This window comes from Stenotrophomonas sp. 364 (assembly GCF_009832905.1).
GTDB classification, from domain to species: Bacteria; Pseudomonadota; Gammaproteobacteria; order Xanthomonadales; family Xanthomonadaceae; genus Stenotrophomonas; species Stenotrophomonas maltophilia_AP.
The window spans coordinates 3,377,109-3,395,126 of sequence record NZ_CP047135.1; the positions used below are offsets into that span (position 1 = coordinate 3,377,109).

At 68.2% G+C, this 18,018-nt stretch carries 16 protein-coding genes; 2 read left to right on the forward strand and 14 right to left on the reverse strand.

Annotation, left to right across the window (positions count from 1 at the left end; translation table 11 throughout):
* Positions 1–54: 54 nt before the first annotated feature.
* The 11 genes from GQ674_RS15245 to GQ674_RS15295 form a co-directional block, all read right to left on the reverse strand.
* Complete coding sequence (locus GQ674_RS15245; RefSeq protein ID WP_328803886.1) at positions 55–1,719, reverse strand: BatD family protein; 1,665 nt, start codon at positions 1,717–1,719, stop codon at positions 55–57.
* 26 nt (positions 1,720–1,745) lie between these two features.
* Entirely contained in the window at positions 1,746–3,497 is a 1,752-nt protein-coding gene (locus tag GQ674_RS15250; RefSeq protein WP_236546099.1) for a VWA domain-containing protein, read from the reverse strand.
* A complete protein-coding gene (locus GQ674_RS15255; RefSeq protein WP_236546317.1) occupies positions 3,470–4,486 on the reverse strand; it encodes a VWA domain-containing protein in 1,017 nt (338 codons plus the stop codon). Before GQ674_RS15255 ends, GQ674_RS15250 begins: the two co-directional genes overlap by 28 nt.
* Before the next feature lie 11 nt (positions 4,487–4,497).
* Entirely contained in the window at positions 4,498–4,959 is a 462-nt protein-coding gene (locus tag GQ674_RS15260; protein WP_159497754.1) for a DUF4381 family protein, read from the reverse strand.
* A complete protein-coding gene (locus tag GQ674_RS15265; RefSeq protein WP_159497755.1) occupies positions 4,956–5,882 on the reverse strand; it encodes a DUF58 domain-containing protein in 927 nt (308 codons plus the stop codon). Before GQ674_RS15265 ends, GQ674_RS15260 begins: the two co-directional genes overlap by 4 nt.
* A 5-nt stretch (positions 5,883–5,887) precedes the next feature.
* Complete coding sequence (locus GQ674_RS15270) at positions 5,888–6,925, reverse strand: MoxR family ATPase (RefSeq protein WP_236546100.1); 1,038 nt, start codon at positions 6,923–6,925, stop codon at positions 5,888–5,890.
* A gap of 235 nt (positions 6,926–7,160) precedes the next feature.
* Complete coding sequence (locus tag GQ674_RS15275; protein ID WP_159497756.1) at positions 7,161–9,140, reverse strand: type IV pilus secretin PilQ family protein; 1,980 nt, start codon at positions 9,138–9,140, stop codon at positions 7,161–7,163.
* Between the two features lie 20 nt (positions 9,141–9,160).
* On the reverse strand, positions 9,161–9,694 hold the full coding sequence (locus GQ674_RS15280) for a pilus assembly protein PilP (RefSeq protein WP_128097583.1): 534 nt from the start codon (positions 9,692–9,694) through the stop codon (positions 9,161–9,163).
* On the reverse strand, positions 9,691–10,365 hold the full coding sequence (gene pilO, locus GQ674_RS15285; protein WP_128097596.1) for a type 4a pilus biogenesis protein PilO: 675 nt from the start codon (positions 10,363–10,365) through the stop codon (positions 9,691–9,693). Before pilO ends, GQ674_RS15280 begins: the two co-directional genes overlap by 4 nt.
* On the reverse strand, positions 10,362–11,195 hold the full coding sequence (locus tag GQ674_RS15290) for a PilN domain-containing protein (RefSeq protein WP_159497757.1): 834 nt from the start codon (positions 11,193–11,195) through the stop codon (positions 10,362–10,364). The genes pilO and GQ674_RS15290 overlap by 4 nt, the downstream gene beginning before the upstream one ends.
* Positions 11,195–12,253: a pilus assembly protein PilM gene (locus GQ674_RS15295; protein ID WP_038686523.1), complete on the reverse strand. Its 1,059-nt coding sequence runs from the start codon at positions 12,251–12,253 to the stop codon at positions 11,195–11,197. The genes GQ674_RS15290 and GQ674_RS15295 overlap by 1 nt, the downstream gene beginning before the upstream one ends.
* A 224-nt stretch (positions 12,254–12,477) precedes the next feature.
* On the opposite strand from GQ674_RS15295, the gene GQ674_RS15300 reads away from it, so the two are divergent.
* Positions 12,478–14,898, forward strand: a complete 2,421-nt coding sequence (locus GQ674_RS15300) for a penicillin-binding protein 1A (RefSeq protein ID WP_159497758.1) — start codon at positions 12,478–12,480, stop codon at positions 14,896–14,898.
* Positions 14,899–15,186: 288 nt separating this feature from the next.
* Complete coding sequence (locus GQ674_RS15305; RefSeq protein ID WP_159497759.1) at positions 15,187–15,831, forward strand: hypothetical protein; 645 nt, start codon at positions 15,187–15,189, stop codon at positions 15,829–15,831.
* Positions 15,832–15,866: 35 nt separating this feature from the next.
* On the opposite strand, the gene GQ674_RS15310 is transcribed toward GQ674_RS15305, so the two are convergent.
* From GQ674_RS15310 to GQ674_RS15320, 3 genes are read right to left on the reverse strand one after another with little or no spacing between them, the layout of a single operon-like run.
* Positions 15,867–16,718 (reverse strand): hypothetical protein, encoded by an 852-nt coding sequence (locus GQ674_RS15310; RefSeq protein WP_159497760.1) that lies wholly within the window; start codon positions 16,716–16,718, stop codon positions 15,867–15,869.
* Positions 16,719–16,772: 54 nt separating this feature from the next.
* Entirely contained in the window at positions 16,773–17,579 is an 807-nt protein-coding gene (locus tag GQ674_RS15315) for a hypothetical protein (protein ID WP_159497761.1), read from the reverse strand.
* Complete coding sequence (locus tag GQ674_RS15320) at positions 17,570–18,010, reverse strand: hypothetical protein (RefSeq protein ID WP_159497762.1); 441 nt, start codon at positions 18,008–18,010, stop codon at positions 17,570–17,572. Before GQ674_RS15320 ends, GQ674_RS15315 begins: the two co-directional genes overlap by 10 nt.
* Positions 18,011–18,018: the final 8 nt, after the last annotated feature.

An 18,018-nucleotide genomic window follows, 5' to 3' on the forward strand; every position in this document is an offset into this window, starting at 1 on the left:
CTGTAAAGAATTGAACGAGCTTAGCAAAGCCGGACGCGCAGGCCCGGCAGCACATCAGGATCCCGAAGGATATAGAGGCGCCAGCCCATTGTTTTCCGCCACCGCGGCGGCCTGCCAGTGCGGTCCGTCATGGAAGGCCCGGCGCAGCGCCTGGCGTGCGGCGGCCACGTCGCCGCCCTGGCCGGACCAGCGCACCCGCTGCATCGCCAGCAACGCCTCGCGCTGGGCCGGGTCGGCCAGCCGCGCCAGCAGGGCCTCCAGGCCCACTACCCCGCCCATGCCTGCCAGCAGCGCGATGATCTCGTCCAGCCCTTGGCTTTCCAGGGCACGGCGCAGTTCCGCCCGCGACACCACGACCGCCGGCGAACCGGGCGGGCCCGGCTGCGGGGCCACGGCGGCATCCCCGCGCTGCACCCGGCGCCAGCCCCACCACAGGGTCAGCAGCCAGAGCAGCGCAAATCCCGCGGCAGCCGCGATCCAGCCCCAGGGACGGGCCGGCGTTGCCGGGTCTGCCAGCGGCAGCGCGTTGGTGGCCGCGGTGGCCTCGCCCGGCAGCGCCGACCGGGTGTCCACCGGCACCGACGGCGCAGCACCGCCCGCGCCCGCGGCGGCGACCTGCAGGGTCAACGCCGGCAGGGTGGCGGTGCGCGCCTCGCCAGCTTTCACGTCCCACCACGGCATGCTCGGCCCGGGCACGCGCAGGGTGCCCGGCATGCGCGGCACGATCGAGTAGCGCCGGGTCAGCTTGAGCTGCGGCGTGTTGCCGCTGAAGGTCTCATCGAACTGGGCCGGTTCGGCGAACACCTGGGCGTCGGGGCCGACGTCCAGCGCCGGCAGTTCCGGGAACTGCGCGCGGGTGGCACCCTGGGCCACGGCTTCCACCACTACCGTGGCCGCTTCCCCGGCACGTGCCTGGGTGGGCGCGGCGGTGTACCGCAGGCGCAGGTCGTGCAGCGGCAGCCACGGCTGCGCTGCGTTGGCAGGTTGCGGCTGCACCTGCAGCGTGCGCGCCGGCGCCGTGGCGCGCAGCCGTCCGTCGCCCCCGAACATGTCATCGAAGAAGCCACCGGCGGCCCGTCCGTTGAACTGGGCCGCCGGCAACTGGAGCGGGCCGCTGCGTTCGGGAATCAGCAGGAAGCGCCGCTCCACCAGGTTGTAGCGGCGACCATTGACCTCGCGCACCAGGCTGCGGTCCTCGCCCACCCGCTGCATCGACGCACCAGCCGGGGTATCCAGCAGCAGTTCGCCCGAGACCAGCTGCGAGGCGTAGTACAGCCGCACCACCACGCCCACGCTCTGCTGGACGTAGGGCGACAGGTCGTCGACCTCGGTTTCCATGAACACCGCCGCATTGCCGGGAACGGCCGCCGGCGCTGCAGTGCTGGCGCCCACCTGTAGCAGCAGCGGCGCGGTGCGGTTGGCCCCCACCTGCAACGCGGGAATCTGCAGTGTGCCGGTGCGGCGCGGCGACAAAGCCACTGCATACAGATTACGCGCGGTGGTGCCGCCCGTGCCCCATTGCATCTGGCGGCTGCTGGTCTGACCGCTGAGCTCGAAATCGGCGCGCAGGGGCGTGTAGTCCGGTGTCCCGCCCGCATCACTCTCGATGTTGAGGGTGACCGTGTCGCCGTCGCTGATCTGCGCGCGGTCGAGCCAGGCACGGGTCTGCGCCTGCGCCCAGCTGCTCGCCGCCAGCAGCAGCCAGCAGCAGCCGCGCATCCAGCGTCGCGTGGTCGAATCGGTGCTCATCGTCCTTCCCGTTTCCTGCGTTCGTTTTCGAGTTGGAACTTGGCGCGCAACAGGCTGCCCGGATCATCCGGCACCCGTCGCATCCACGCTTCCACGGCCTGGCGCTGCTCGCGCTGCTGCGGGGTTTCCGCGGCCTGCCGCTGCGCCGGGGTGTCCTTGCCGTCCTTGCCCTGCCGCTGCAGCGCCTGCTGCATCTGCTGCCGCTGGGCCGCATCGGCCTGGGCCTGCGCGGCGGGGTTGGGCTCGGGGTTGCCGGCGTCCTGTGTGTCCTTGCCCTGCGCCGGCGTGCCCGGCGGCTGGTCAGGGCTCTGCTGCCCGGGCTGCTTCGGCGGCTGGCCGGCATCTTTGCCCGGTTGGCCCTGGCCCTGCGACGGTGGCGAGGTGGGCGGCTGCTTGCCCTGGCCGTCCTTGGGCGGCGCCGACGGCGGCTTGCGCTTGCGGGCGGCATCCACCGCCGCACGGTTGGCGACCGCGTCGGGCATCCCCGGCGTCTTGCGCAACGCCTTGTCGTAGGCGTCAATCGCAGCGTCGTACTGGCCCTGGCGGGCCAGCGCGTTGCCCAGGTTGTACCAGCCGGCGTCGCTGTCGATGCCCTCGAACTGCGCCTGGGCGGCCTTGAAGTCGCCCCGGCGGTAGGCTTCCACCCCCGCACCCAGTGCCTGCTGGTCCACCTGGTCGGCACGCCTCCACCAGGTGCCTTCGGCGGCCTGCGCGGGGGTGGGCAACGCCAGCGGCGCGGCCAGGCAGGCCACCAGCACCACAGCCAGGGCGCGTCGGCGGAACGCCCACAACCCCAGCAGCATCAGCGGGGGCAGCAACCAGAAGCCTTCGTCCCGCCACGCCATGCCATTGCCGTCGCGGCGATCGTCCATGCTTGTCTTGGGCGTCAGCACGCCCAAGGCGCGCAGGTCGCCATCGTCGCTGGCCATCCGCGCGTACTGACCGCCCCCGGCACTGGCCACCGCGCGCAGGGACGCTTCGTCCAGGCGCGCCTGGGCAATCTGTCCGTCGCCACTGCGGTAGGCGGCGCCGGCGGGCGTGCCCACGCCAAGTATCGAGACCGTCACGCCCTGGCGGCGCGCCGCGGTGGCCGCGCTGCTGGCGGCGGCGTCGGCGCGATCGGTGAGCAGCAGGATGTCGCCGCCGCGTGCGCCGGACTGCTGGAGCAGGAGCACGGCCGCATCCAGCGCGCGCTCGGCCCGCTGGCCGTCGCGCGGCATCACGTCCGGGCCCAGCGCATCCAGATAGAGCGCCACGTTGGCGGTATCGGCGGTCAAGGGCGCCACCGTGTACGCATCGTCGGCATACACCAACAAGGCAACCTCACCGCCGTTACGCTCGCGCAGCAGCGCGGCCAGCTTGGCCCGCGCCTGCAGCAGCCGCGATGGAGGAAGGTCGGTAGCGGTGATCCGCGAAGACAGGTCCAGTGCGACGACCAGCGGTGCCGGCGATTGCCACAAGGGCTGCGCTACCTGCCGCCAGCTGGGGCCTGACAACGCCACCACGGCAAGCGTCCACCCCAGCAGCAGCGCCACCAGCCCACCCCAGGCACGCTGCCCGCCGGCCACCAGCAGGTGACGCAGCAGATGCGCATCCACGGCACCGTGCCAGGCACTGCCGCGGCGGCGGCGCCAGTACCAGAGGGCGGCGATCAGCGGCAGCGCCAGCAGCAGCCACAGCGCGTGCGGGCGCACCAGGTGCAGTGCGTTCCAGTCCATGTTCATGCCCACCGCCTCGGCAGCAGCCATGCCAGCCCGGCCAACAGCAGCGACAGCGCCAACGGCCAGGCATACCGTTCGATGCGGGGGCGCACCGCCGGCCCGGCCGACGCCACCGGCTCAAGGCGCTGCAGTTCGGCATAGATCCCCGCCAGTTCGTCGGTATTGCGCGCGCGGAATGCGCGGCCACCGGTGAGCGTGGCAATCTTCTGCAGGGTGGCTTCATCAACAGGGTCTTCGCCCGGTGCGATCTGCACGCCGAACAGGCTGAAGCCGCCGTCGCCGCCGAAGGCCACGGTGTACACGCGTACGCCTTCGGCCTTGGCCAGTTCTGCCGCGCGCAGCGGTTCAAGCACGCCGGCGTTGCTTACGCCGTCGGTAAGCAGGATCAGCACGCGCTGCCCCTGCGGTTGTTCGCGCAGGCGTTTCACCGCCAGCGCGATCGCATCGCCGATGGCGGTTTCGCGCCCGGCCAGGCCTACGACGCTGTCGCCCAGTTGCAGGCGCACGCTGGCCAGGTCACTGGTCAGCGGGGTCAACGTGTAGGCGCGTTCGCCGAAGATCAGCAGACCGACGCGATCACCGGCACGCCGGTCGAGGAAATCCGCCAGCACGGCCTTGGCGGCCGTCAAACGATCCACCACCTGGTGCCCGAGCAGCATGTCTGCTTCGCTCATGCTGCCCGACACATCGACGGCCAGCATCATCTGTCGTCCCTGCTGCGGCGGCGTCACCGCCTCACCCAGTTGTTGCGGGCGCGCGGCAGCCACGCACAGACAGACCCAGGCCAGCCACAACACCAGCCGCCCCAGCCCCAGCGAACGCCCGCCCGCGGCCACGCCCAACGCCTGCAACTGCGCCGCCGCATAGGGCACGCGCAGGGCGGCAGCGGTGGCGCTGCGCTGTGGCCACCAGTGCATCAGCACCGGCAACGGCAGCGCGGCCAGCATCCACGGCCAGGCCAGCGTGTCCAACCATGCCAGCCAGCTGGGCAACCAGGCAGCCCAGTGTTCGGGCATCTGCATCGCGATCATCGGCGACGCCCCGACATCAGCCCGAGGAAGCGCCGGCGCGCCAGCACCCGCAGCCGCGTGGCAGCCTCGGCGTCCACCTGGGGGCGGTAGCCGCCGTCCAACAGCAGCCGGCCGTCGCCATCGGAGAAGGCGCGACTGCCGGGCTCATCGAGGAATTCGAGCCAGGCGTCGCCCTGCAGCAGCTCGGCACCGGGTTGATGGGTCCGCGCGGCACGACGCAGCAGCGCGGCGATGGCAGCCACTTCATCCATCCGGGTGGTCGCCTGCGCCACGCCATCGTCGAACAATCGCATCCACCGTTGTTCACGGCGACGGCGACGCGCACGCCACCACCACAGCAGCGCGACCACACCCAGCAGTGCCGCCAGCACCAGCCACCAGCCCGGGGCCGGTGGCCACCACGGCGGTGACGGCGGCACGTGCACGTCGCGCAGCGGCAGACTGCTGGCCGCGCTCATGCCACCACCGCCGAGGGCATCGGGGTCAACCAGCAGTCGCTGACGTCATCGGTGGCCACCACATGCACCTGGATGCGGCGCGACGACAGCTGCTTCTGCAGTGTCTCCAGCGGGGCCACGAAGCGCGTGCGCCAGTGCTCGCGGACATTCGCGCGGTCCAAGTCGAGCGTCACGCGGCGCCCCTGCGACAGGAACGCCAGCGGTGCCGCCGGAGGGGCCAGCTCAAGCGGATCCACCAGCAGCATCACCACCACTTCGTGGTGCATCGCCAGCGCGGTCCACCGTGCAACGCTGATGGCCGCGGCCTGGCCGGGGTCGGCCAACACCACCACGCGCGCGCCCGGCCGCAGCAGGCGGGCGGCATGTTCCAGTGCACGGTCCAGCCCGGCATCGTCGGAAGGCGGTTCGGCGTACCAGCGGGTCAAGGCATCCAGCACGCGCAGGACGCCCCGGGTGCCACCGGCAGGCGGCACTGGCGCTTCAACCGCACTGCCGCGCAGTGCACCCAGGCGATCGCCCTGGCGCTGCGCCAGCCAGGCGGCAATCGCGCCGACGCGCGCGGCCTGCACCGACTTGAAGCGCACCCGCGTGCCGAAATACAGCACCGGGTCGGTGTCGGCCACCAGCAGGGTCAGGCGCTCGCGCTCGGCCTGGAACAACTTGGTATGGGCGCGCCCGGTGCGGGCGGTGACCCGCCAGTCGATGTGGCGTGCGTCGTCGCCCGCCACGTATTCGCGCGACTCGGCGTATTCCATGCCGCGCCCCCGCATCGGCGCGGGCGCGCTGCCGGCATGGCCAAGCCGACCCCGCCGGGCCGGCGCCAACCGGTGCGCATTGCGCCGCAAGGCGACCAGTTCGGCCAGGCTGGGGCGCAGGCCGTCGCCCATGGTCGTGCCTGCCGCGCTGTCCACGTTGGATTCCATGGGGATCAGGGTGCCGGTACGCGCGCCAGCAGTTCGGCCACCAGGCGGTCGCCGTCCCAGCCTTCGGCGGTGGCTTCGTAGCTGGGCAGCACGCGGTGCCGCAGCACGTCCGGGGCCACGCTGCGCACGTCATCGGGGGTGACGAAGTCGCGGCCGGCAAGCCAGGCACGCGCACGCGCGCAGCGCTCCAGCGCAATCGAGCCACGCGGGCTGGCGCCCCAGGCGATGCGACGGGCCAGCGCCGGGTCGTAACGGGCGGCGTCGCGGGAGGCCAGCACGATTTCGATCAGATAGCGCTCCAATGCCGGCGCCATGTGCAGCGACAGCACCGCCTTGCGGGCGTCGAACACATCCTGCAGCGGCATCCGCGCCGGGGCCGGCGGCGGCGTGCCCAGGGCGTCGCGCGCACGCTCGCGCGCCAGGCGAAGGATCTCCGCTTCGGCATCGGAGTCGGGATAGCCAATGCGCACATGCATCAGGAAACGGTCCAGCTGCGCTTCGGGCAGCGGGAAGGTGCCTTCCTGCTCGATCGGGTTCTGCGTGGCCATCACCAGGAACAACGCCGGCAGCGCGTAGGTGTGCCGGCCGACGGTGACCTGCCGCTCGCCCATCGCCTCCAGCAGCGCCGACTGCACCTTGGCCGGGGCGCGGTTGATTTCGTCGGCCAGCAGGATCGGGTGGAAGATCGGCCCCGGCACGAACTCGAAGCGGCCCTCCTGCGGGCGCCAGATCTCGGTGCCGGTCAGATCGGCCGGCAACAGGTCCGGGGTGAACTGCACGCGTGAGAAGTCCGCCTCCAGGCGCGCGGCCAGCGCGCGGATGGCGGTGGTCTTGGCCAGCCCCGGGGCGCCTTCGACCAGCAGGTGGCCATCGGCCAGCAAGGCGGTCAGGAGCCGATCGACCAGCGCCGCCTGGCCGACGATCTCGCCGGCCAGTGCATCGCGCAGGGCGCGGAAGCCGTCGTGCAGGCGAGAGACCTCGCGTTCGACCGACGGCGTGACGGCCCCGGGGAGCGCATCGGGAAGTGGGGGAATGGAATTCATGGAGACTAGGACCAGCGCCAGGGAAATCGGTTCCCCACTATCATCGCAGCCTGCTGCTGCGCCTGCATCAAGGCGGGATGAACAGGAATCGCGCGCATGCAAGCGCTGCAGGATGCGGCCATCGACGCGCGCTCAGCGGGCGAAGACCTGGGTGGGAGAGCCCCGTTGGGCTCGCCGCCAAACGCAGAAGGGCCGCCCAGGGCGGCCCTTCAACACGCATCAGCGCGGCAGGGAATCAGTCGGCGCGCTTTGCAACCCGCAGTACCTTCGGGGTCACGAAGACCAACAGCTCGGCCTTGTCCTTGTTGCGGCTACGCTTCTTGAACAGGTTGCCCAGGAACGGCACGTCGCCCAGGAACGGCACCTTGTTGATGCTGTTGCGGTCGGTGAACTCGTACACGCCACCGATGACGACGGTCTGGCCGTCCTCCACCAGCACGGCCGTGTTCACTTCACGGCGATTGATCGTCGGCACTTCACCGTACCCCTGCAGACGGATGTAGCTCTCGACTTCATCCTTCTTGACCGACATGTTCAGGAACACGCGGTTGTCGTTGGTGATGGTCGGGGTGACCTTCAACTCCAGCACCACTTCCTTGAACTGCACGTTGGGCGTTGCGGCACCACCGCTGCCGCCACCGGTGATGGTGACGTAGGCGATTTCCTTACCCTGCTTGATCAGTGCTTCGCGCTGGTTGGTGGTCACCACGCGCGGGTTGGAGATCAATTCGCCACGCGACTCCTGCTGCATGGCGGACAACTCCACGTCCAGCAGGTAACCGGCGTTGAGGATCGACAGTGCCAACGAACCCGGGTTGGAGGCGGCCGCGACGGGCAGGTTCCAGTTGAGGTTGCTGCCGCTCAGCGTGTTCGGCGTCCGCACGGGTATTGCGCCCGTGCGGCCACCGGCCTCCCATGCCGCCACGTCGCGGGCGTACTGGGTGGCATTGGTGGAATTGCTGGTGGCGTTGGCGTGGTTCTGTTCAACGTTGCCACCGAAGTACACGTTGTCGCGCGCACCGCTGATACCGAACTTGGCACCCAGCTCCCGGGCAAACGAATCGGTGGCGATGACGATGCGGCTTTCGATCAATACCTGGTCGACCGGGCGGTCGATCACGTTGATCAGCTCGCGCATGCGCGCCAGCTTCTTCGGAATGTCGCTGATCATCAGCGTATTGGTGCGCTCGTCGGCAACGATGCGCCCCCGCGAGGACAGGAAGCCGCTGTCTTCCTGCGAACTGCTGCCGCTGCCACCACCGCTGCCACCGCTGTTGCCGCCGATGCCCTTGGCTTCGGTCAGCGCTTTGAAGATCTGCGCGGCGTTGTGGTAGTTGATCTGGATGTAATCGGTGACCAGGTCTTCGCGGTTCTCGATCGCGATCCGTGCGTCTTCCTTGTCCTGCTCGAACTTGGCCAGTTCCGGCTGCGGGGCGACCCACACCACGCCGCCTTCGCGACGCTTGTCCAGGCCCTTGGCGCGCAGCACGATGTCCAGCGCCTGGTCCCACGGCACGTTGACCAGACGCAGGGTGACGTTGCCTTCAACGCTGTCGGAGGCCACCACGTTCAGGTTGGACTCTTCGGCGATCAACTGCAGCACCGTGCGCACCGGCACGTCCTGGAAGTTGAAGGTCACCGGCTTGCCGCTGTACCCGCGCTGGGCAATGGCGGTGGCCGCCTGGGTCACGGTGGTGGCATTGATCGCGCCGGTGGCCGGGGCCTCCTTGCGCGGGCTGATCTCCACCACATACTCGTTGCCGGTCTGATAGGCCAGCGACTCGAACGCGGTATTGGTGTTGAGCACCAGCTGGGTGCCGCCGCCGTAGGGCTTGGGATCGATGCGCTGCACCGGCGTGGCGAAATCGACCACGTTGATCGACTTCTGCAGGTTCTCCGGCAGGCGTACGTTGCCGACGTCGATCACCACGTTGTTGCCCTGGGTGCGCAGGTCCGGGCTGGCGCCCTTGCCGTCGAACTGCAGGATCAACCGCCCGGCGCCGTCGTCACCGCGCTTGAAATCGATCTTGGATACCGACAGCGAAGCCGGCGCGGTGATCGGCGCGGCGCTGGCGGCAGGCTGCGGAGCCGCTGCGGCGGGCGTGGCCGCCAACAGCGTGCCATTGGCCACCATGAGCGCGACTCCCAGCGCGCACAGGTGGATCAGCTTCGGGCGCCTGTCGGGACGCTGCCGCATGGCATTGGAAAAGGTCATCGTGCTATCCCCGTAATCATTCATTGATCTTCAAGCGCAAGCGATGCAGGCCGTTCCAGCCAGCCGCCCGCGCCATCCGGCACCAGTTCAATCAGTTCGATCCGGTCTTCGAAGACCCCGGTCACCCGGCCGTCGCTCTGCCCCAGATAGACGCCCGGACGCACCCGATAGGTGACCTTGTCCGGCGCCATCACCAGTGCGACCAGCCCGCCGCCCCGGCCGAGCGAACCCACCATGTCCAAGGCATCCAGCGGGAAGGCTTCCAGCGGTTCCTTGCGACGGTTCGGGTCCGGACGCAGCCCCGACCCGCCCTGCGGATTGGTCCAGGCATCGGTGAACGGATCCCGCATCCCCTGCGCGGAATACTCGAACGTTTCGAACTGCTGCATCACCGGCAGTGGCTCAAGCGGGGGCGCCGGGCGCGCACGCACGTCCTCCACCCACTTTTCCAGGTTCGGCGCATCGCCCGGGGTACTGCTTATCCCGCGTGCGCAACCGGCCAGCAGTGCCAGCACCAGCAACCCGCATACCCGTGCGGTCATCCCCAGGCTCATGGCGTGCCTCCGGGCTTGGCGGTCTTGTCGGCGGCAGCCGCCTTTTCCTGCGCTTCCATTTCCAGCTCGTCCAGGTAACGGTAAGTCTTGACCGTGCCGGACAGCTCCAGCGCACCGCTGCGCGCGGTGATGCCGGTCTTGGGATCCTTCGGCTTCAGGTTGATGTCGTGCATGGTCAGGATGACCACGCGCGGCAGCGAGGCCACGCCACTGACGAACGCACCGAACTGGTGGTAGCTGCCCACCATGCGCAGGGCGATCGGCTTTTCGGCGTAGAACTCCTTGGGCTGCTCGGCACCGGGCTGGAACAGCTCATTGACCAGGCCACTGGACAACGCGGTCTGCGAGATGTCGATGATCAGGTCCGGCATTTCGGTCTTGCTGGGCAGCTGGCGCAGCATCTGCTGCAGCACCTGCTCCATCTGGGCCAGCTGCTGCTTGAGCGGCGCCAGGTTGACCGCACGCCCCTGCTCCTTGACGAACTCTTCCCGCAGGCTGCTTTCGGTGTTTTCCAGCGAGGCCAGCTCTTCACGCTTGCCGCTGATCAGGGCGAACCACGCCAGGAACACGATCAACAGCGAGAGCAGCGCGCAGAACACCACTTTGGCCTGTTGCGGCCAGTTGCCGATGTTGTTGAAGTCCAGCTCTTTGAGATTCATCTTCTGGCTCATGCGCCCCCCTTCTGCGGCGTACTGGACGCCGCCGGTTGTGCAGGCGCGGCGGGCGGTGCGATGCGGCTGCCCGACGGCTTGGCCGGCTCGGCGGCCGGCGCCGTGGCAGGCGCAGCAGCGGGCGGGGCCGAGGTCGGCGCGGGACCGGGCGACAGCGGGGCCACCGGCGCGGCGGCCGGGTCAGCCGGGACGGTGGCGGCATCGGCCGGCACCACCACGCTGCCATCGGCATTGATCCCGTTCACCGGCTCGCTCTGGGCCGGCAGGGTGACCTTGACCTCGAACATGTACGGCAAGGCGCTGATGTCACTCAGGGTGGTCGGCCCGTCCTTGCCGGGCTCGGGCTTCTTGGCCTCGATCACCGACAGTTCCGGCTTGCTCATCCAGCCCGAACTTTCCAGGTTGCGCATGTAGGCGCTGACCCGGGCGTTGGACTGGGTGCGCCCTTCCAGGGTGAGGATGTCGCCTTCCTGCTTGAGCGAGGTCAACACCACGCCATCGGGAATGGTGCGCACCAGCGCATCGAACAGGTGGACCATCTGCGAGCGCTTGGCCTGCAGTTCCTCGATCACCTTCTTGCGCGCCAGCAGGCGGTCCTTCTGGCGATCCAGGCGGTCGATCTCCTTGTTCTGCTCCTTGACCTTGGCGATCTCGGTCTGCAGGAAGGCATTGCGCTCGCCCTGCCCGCTGACCTGCCGGTCGTAGTAGAACCAGATCAACAGCGACAGCAGCACGCCGCCGATGGCCGCCACCCCGAGCATGCCGTAGAAGTCACGCTGGCGTTGCTTGCGCCGCTCGGCGCGCCACGGCAATAGATTGATTCTTGCCATCAGTCAAAGCTCCTCAGCGCCAGACCGGTGGCAATCATCAGCGCCGGGGCGTCCTGGGCCAGGGCATGCGCCTGGACCTTGGGACCCAGGGTCATCTGTGCCAGCGGGTTGGCCACCACGGTGGCCACGCCCAGCTGTTCTTCCACCATCTCCGGCAGGCCGGCCAGCGCAGCGCACCCGCCGGCCAGCACGATGTGGTCCACACGGTTGAATTCGCTACCGGCATAGAAGAACTGCAGCAGGCGGCTGATCTGCTGGACCGTGGCCTCCTTGAACGGCTCCAGCACTTCCATCTCGTAGCTTTCCGGCAGCCCGCCCTGGCGCTTGGCCAGCCCGGCTTCCTCGTAGGTGAGGCCGTAGCGGCGCATCACTTCGTCGGTCAGCTGCTTGCCGCCGAACACCTGTTCGCGGCTGTACAGGCTCCGCCCGCCGCGCAGGACGTTCAGGGTGGTCATGGTGGCACCGATGTCCACCAGGGCGACCACGCCATCGCTGGCGATCGGCAGCTCGCTGGCGACCAGGGCAAAGGCGTTCTCGACCGCGAAGGCCTCCACGTCCATGACCCGGGCGGTCAGCCCGCCGAGCTCCAGCGCCGACTGGCGCAGCTCCACGTTCTCCGACCGCGACGCCGCCAACAGCACCTGGACCATTTCCGGGTTGTTGGGAATGGCACCCAGCACCTCGAAGTCGAGGTTCACTTCCTCGATCGGGTACGGGATGTAGTTGACCGCCTCGAGCTCGACCTGGGCTTCCATGTCGTTCTCGTCCAGATCGGCCGGCATCGGGATCAGCTTGGTGATCACCGCCGAGCCGGCGACGGCTGCGGCAGCGTGCCGGGCCTTCGTACCGGAACGGTTCACGGCGCGGCGGATAGCCTCACCCACGGCCTCCACTTCCACGATGTTCTTTTCCACGACCGCATTCGGCGGAAGTGGTTCCACAGCGTAATGTTCCACGCGGAAACGATTGCCACTGCGGGAAAGCTGCAAGAGCTTTACTGCAGTCGAGCTGATGTCGACGCCAATAAGCGGCGACTGGCTTTTTGGGATAAGCCCCACGGTTTCTCCCCTGCCGACGGGCACTTGGACGCATAACCTGCGCCCGCGCATTAATAACGTTTTTTTTGCAAACCGCAACCATCACGCAGTGAAACGTGCAGTACCGCACGTTTCACGGCTCCCCAGACGGTCGTCGATCTGCGCTCCCCGGGAACAACCCCAGCCGTTCCCTTGCGTAATCTATACTCTGCGGCCACGAAATTCGCAATCGGAATCTGTCACTGATGACACGCTTTCGCCGCTGGCTGCGCTGGTTGCTGGTCGCCATCCTGGTCCTGGGCCTGATCGGCGCCGCCGTCGCAGGTGGCCTGTACTACGCCATTTCCTCCAAGCTCCCGGACGTGCAGACCCTGCGCGACATCGAGATGCAGGAGCCCATGTACGTGTATGCCAGCGATGGCAAGCTGATGGCCGTCTTCGGCGAGTCGCGGCGCGTACCGATCACCATGAAGGAGGTCCCGGAACGTCTCAAGCAGGCCTTCCTGGCTACCGAGGACGCCCGCTTCTACGAGCATGGCGGGGTGGACTACAAGGGCATCGGCCGCGCGGTCTGGCTGCTGGCCACCACCAACGACAAGCGCGTGCCGGGGGGGTCCACCATCACCCAGCAGGTGGCCCGGCAGTTCTTCCTGAGCTCGGAGTACAGCTACACCCGCAAGCTGGCCGAGATCCTGCTGGCGCGCAAGATCGAGTCCGAGCTGAGCAAGGACGAGATCTTCGAGCTGTACCTGAACAAGAGTTTCTTCGGCAACCGCGCCTACGGCGTGGCCGCTGCGGCCGAGTTCTACTACGGCAAGAAGCTGGGCGAGCTGGACCTGGACGAGATGGCCTCGCTGGCCGGCATCCCCAAGTTCCCATCTTCGGGCAACCCGATCAGCAACCCCGAGCGGGCCCGCGAGCGCCGCGACTTCTACGTGCTGCAGCGCATGGCCAGCCTGGGCTTCATCAGCCAGGCCGAGGCCGACGCCGCCAAGGCGGTGCCGATGCACGCCAGCGCGCATGAGCCGCCGGTGCAGGTCGAAGCCCCCTACGTGGCCGAGCTGGTCCGCCAGGAAATGATCGCCCGCTTCGGCGGCGACGTGGTCAACAAGGGTTACCACGTGACCACCACGATCAATGCCGAGTTGCAGACGGCGGCCAACATCGCCGTGCGCGATGGCCTGCGCGTGTACGACCACCGGCATGGCTGGCATGGCGTGGAGCAGCACTTCGAGGTGCCGGCCGATGCCGATGCCAAGGCGCTGGCGGCCAAGCTGGCCGGCATTCCGGCCCAGTCCGGGCTGCTGCCGGCGATCGTGGCGTCCACCGCCGCCGATGGCAGCGCCACCGTGGTGCTGGCCAACCGCAGCGAGCTGGTGCTGCCCGTCGCGGCCAGCCGCTGGGTCAACAAGACCCCGGCCAAGCTGCTGACCCGGGGCGACCTGGTGCGGGTGCGCGCCGGCGAGAAGGAAGGCGAGTGGCTGATCGACCAGATCCCGCGCGGCCAGTCCGCGCTGGTCTCGCTGGATGCCGAAAGTGGCGCCCTGAAGGCCCTGGTGGGCGGCTTCAGCTTCTCCGGCAACAAGTTCAACCGCGCCACCCAGGCGCGCCGCCAGCCGGGTTCGAGCTTCAAGCCGTTCATCTATGCGGCCGCGTTCGACAAGGGCTTCAACCCCGCCTCGATCGTGCTGGATGCCCCGGTGGTGTTCCGCGACCGCCGCGGCAAGACCTGGTCGCCGCAGAACGACGGCGGCGGCTTCCGTGGCCCGATGCGGCTGCGTGAGGCGCTGGTGCAGTCGCGCAACCTGGTCTCGGTCCGCCTGCTGGACGGCATGGGCGTGGACTACGCGCGCAAGTACATCAGCGAATTCGGCTTTGCCGAGGCCGAGCTGCCGCCCAACCTGTCGATGTCGCTGGGTACCGCCTCGGTCACCCCGCTGTCGGTGGCGCGCGGCTATGCCGTCTTCGCCAATGGCGGTTCGCGGGTGGACACCTGGGTGATCGACCAGGTGACCGACCGTGACGGGGTGGTGGTGTTCAAGGAAAACCCGGCCATGGCCTGCCGCGACTGCGCGGGCACCAGTGGCGGCGCGCCGGTCAGCCAGGTGGTGGACGGCTTCAACTTTGGCGCACCGGCTGCCCCGGACACCGCTGCGGCGCCCAAGCCGCAGCAGGCGGCCGAACCCGCCAAGCCGGTCAACCCGGACGCCAAGGTCGCCCCGCGCGCCATCGACGCACGCACCGCCTACCAGCTGGTGTCGATGATGCGCGACGTGGTCCAGCGCGGCACCGGCACCGCGGCCAAGGTGCTCGGTCGCGAGGACGTGGGCGGCAAGACCGGCTCCACCAATGACCACCGCGACGCCTGGTTCTCCGGTTTCGGCGGTCCTTACGTCACCACGGTCTGGGTGGGTCGCGATGACTTCCGCTCGCTCGGCTACCGCGAGTACGGCGGCAAGGCTGCACTGCCGATCTGGATCGACTACATGCGCGCCGCGCTGAAGGACACCCCGATCGCGCAGAACGAGCCGCCGTCCGGGATGGTCCAGGCCACCCTCAACGGGGCCACCGAGTGGGTCAAGGTGGAAGACATGGACAAGATCGAGGAGTACAGCTTCGATACCCATGTGCAGCAGGCCGACGACGCCGCGTTCGATATCTTCTGATGCCGACGGCAGGATGACGAGGAAGGCCGGGCATTGCCCGGCCTTTTTCGTTGCCCTCGCCCCCCCGTAGAGCCGGGCTCTGCCCGGCTGCCTGTGCCCCGGCTGCCTGTGCCCCGGCTGCCTGTGCCCCGGCTGCCTGTGCCCGGCTGCCTGTGCCCGGCGGCCTGCAATGTCGGCCAGCCGGGCAGAGCCCGGCTCTACACGCCGACAGCCGGGCAGAGCCCGGCTCTACACGTATGTCACATCGCCGGTGTACATTGCCGTGCAGGTCGCACAGGAGTACCGGTCATGCATCGAGCCCGTCAGCATGCAGCCACCCAGACCCGCGAGCGCCGCCACCGGCTCGCCCATGAGGCCGCCCGGCTGATGGCCGAAGGCGGCATCCGCGACTACCACCAGGCCAAGCTCAAGGCGGCGGCACGGCTGGACATCCACGACGACGCCTCCCTGCCCCGCAACGCCGAAATCGAGGACGCGTTGCGCGAGTACCAGCGCCTGTTCGCCGGCGCCGATCATGGTGCGCACCTGCGCCAGCGCCGCGAAGCGGCCCTGCGTGCGATGGAGTTCCTCGCCCAGTTCGCCCCGCGTTTGTGTGGGCCCGTGCTGGACGGCACTGCCGACGCCAACAGCCCGGTGCAGCTGCAGGTGCACAGCGACGACGCCGATGCGGTGCAGCGCTACTTCGACGAACACGGCATCCCGGCCGAGCTGCGTACCCGCCGCCTGCGGCTGGACCGCGAGCGCGTGCTGGACGTGCCGGTGTGGGTGTTCAGCGCCGAAGACCTGACCTTCGACATTGCGGTGCTGCCGTACGACGCGCTTCGCCAGCCGCCGTTGTCGGCCATCGACGAAAAGCCGATGCGGCGGGCGTCGGTGGCGCAGCTTCGTGAGGTGTTGGCCGAGGCGGAGATGGCCGGCTACCTGGCGGGATAGCCCCGGGCCGTAACCCGCCCGGGTTCCGCACGGCGCTACGTTGCATCCTTCGTCCATCCCAGCAGTTCGCGCTCCGCAGCGCGCAACGGCAGGGCTTGGTAGAAGTGATCCAGGAAATCGTAGCCACTGCTGCGCAAGTTGAAGCGGGTCGCCAGCGTCGCGGCAAACGTCGCGCTTGAAATCAGCCGGTTCAACGTGGCCGCGGGCATCGTGTGCGAGCTTTCGGGCAACCGGTAGCGGACCATGGGTGCGGTCGCATCGCTGTCGTCCTTGGCAAAAACCTCCCTGAGATTCTCGATGCCGGTACCTGTCAGTCGCGGACGACGCGCCACCATCTGCGCGAACATCAATTCGGCGAATATCCACGGTGAGCCGATGTACGCCTCACCCTCCACGTAGTCCTGGACGCGCACCGCGTTGCTGTCCAGGAACAGCAGCAGCTCCGACTGGTCGATCATGCGCTGCAGTGCCACGTTGAGGATCATGTACATGTTGGCGGCATTGCGGGTGGCGCGGGTGTAATCAAACAGGCCCGGCTGGAGTGGCAATTCCGCTCTTGCCTGATCCACCTTGAGCAACAGGGCGTACACATCTCCCCAGACACACGCGTCGACAAACACCTTCAACCCCAACTTCTCCAGCGTCACCGCCAACGCCACTACGGCGTCGTGATCCCGATGCGCATGGGAGAGGAACACATCTGCCTTTTCCACCGCAAACAGACGCGCTGCAATGGCATCGGCGTCCAGCAGGTTGTCCTTACCCGACAGGTAGTCGGTGATGTCATCAAGCTCCGGGGTATTGCGCGCCTTGTAGGCGTCCAACTCGTCCTGGGTGACGCGCAGGCGCAGTTCGTCGAAATCGGTGATCCTTACATCCATAAGCATGCTCTTCTCCTCTTGCCTTGTGCAGCTACGCTGTTCAGATCACGGCATGTCGAATCACAGCCAGCCCAACAGCCGCCTTTCCTGTTCGCTCAACGGCAGCTTTCCGTAAAGGTGATCCAGGAAAACCGGATGGTCGTGAGCGTAGGAGGTTGTCGGGAATCCAGTTGTGTCGGCGATTGCACGCTCCAGCACCTCCCACTCCAGCGCATGCGCAGCTTCAGGGGCGCCGAACGCCACGCCGTCGTCAGCCTCGGATTTCAGAGCCTCCAAGGTCAGCCGGGGGCGGCCACGCCTCGGCAGATGGCGAGCAAACATCAGCTCGGAAAGCACCCACGGTGCCCCCGCATGGCGACCATCCTCCACGCATGTGCGTAGAGGTTCGGCCTCGCCCTCCAGATGCAGGAACAGCTCGCAGCCATCGATCAGCCTCTGCAGGGCGGCATTGAACACCATGTGCAGGCTGGCCGACGTCCGCACCACGCGGTGATAGTGAAAGTGATGCGTGCCGGGTGAGTTCCGGCGCGCCGAGAGTGACTCGTCCAGTTCCTGCTGCACGGTGTAGGCGTTGAGCCACAGGCACGAGTCGACGAACACCGTCAGCCCCAGCTGCTCAAGCATCACCGCCAGCTGCAGTACCTCTTCTCGATCGCCGCGCCCATGCGACAGGAACACGTCGGGCTGGAACGCGGGTGCCACAACCTGCTGCACAGACTCGGCATCCAGCACCGTACCGCTGTCCATCAGGTAGGCGGCAACGGCCCGCCACGTGGCATGACACCGCTCCTGGAGCGCGGCGACGGCCGGCGCATCCGCCTTCAGCCCGGCGCCATTGAAATTGCGTACGCGCAGCTTCAGCAGCATCGTGATGCCTCCCGTACCACCTGGTAGACCAGCACAACGCCGGCCACCAGCGGCAGATGAAAGGCCAACACGGTCGGGCGGCACAGCACCTTCAGCAACGGCTCGCGCACCGCCGCCAACCGGGCCGCGTCGATGCGGTAGGACAGCACCTGGGACAGGGGCGCATCGCTGGCCGCGTTGTACAACTGCACGAAGGCGCGCTCCTGCTGCAGGAAAAACGCATGAAAGCCCATGAACAGCACGCCGGGCAGCACGAACAACGCCCAATGGAAGGACGCCTGCTGGCCTACCGCGCAGGCCAGCAGCCCGGTCAGCACTGCCACGCTGCCCGCCTTCATGGCCGCGGCGCTGTTGGCCAGACGGGCAATGACGCCCTGAAGAATATTCAGATAGCCCAGCCGCCAGGCGATCTGGTTACCGATGGTGTCCATCGCGTTCC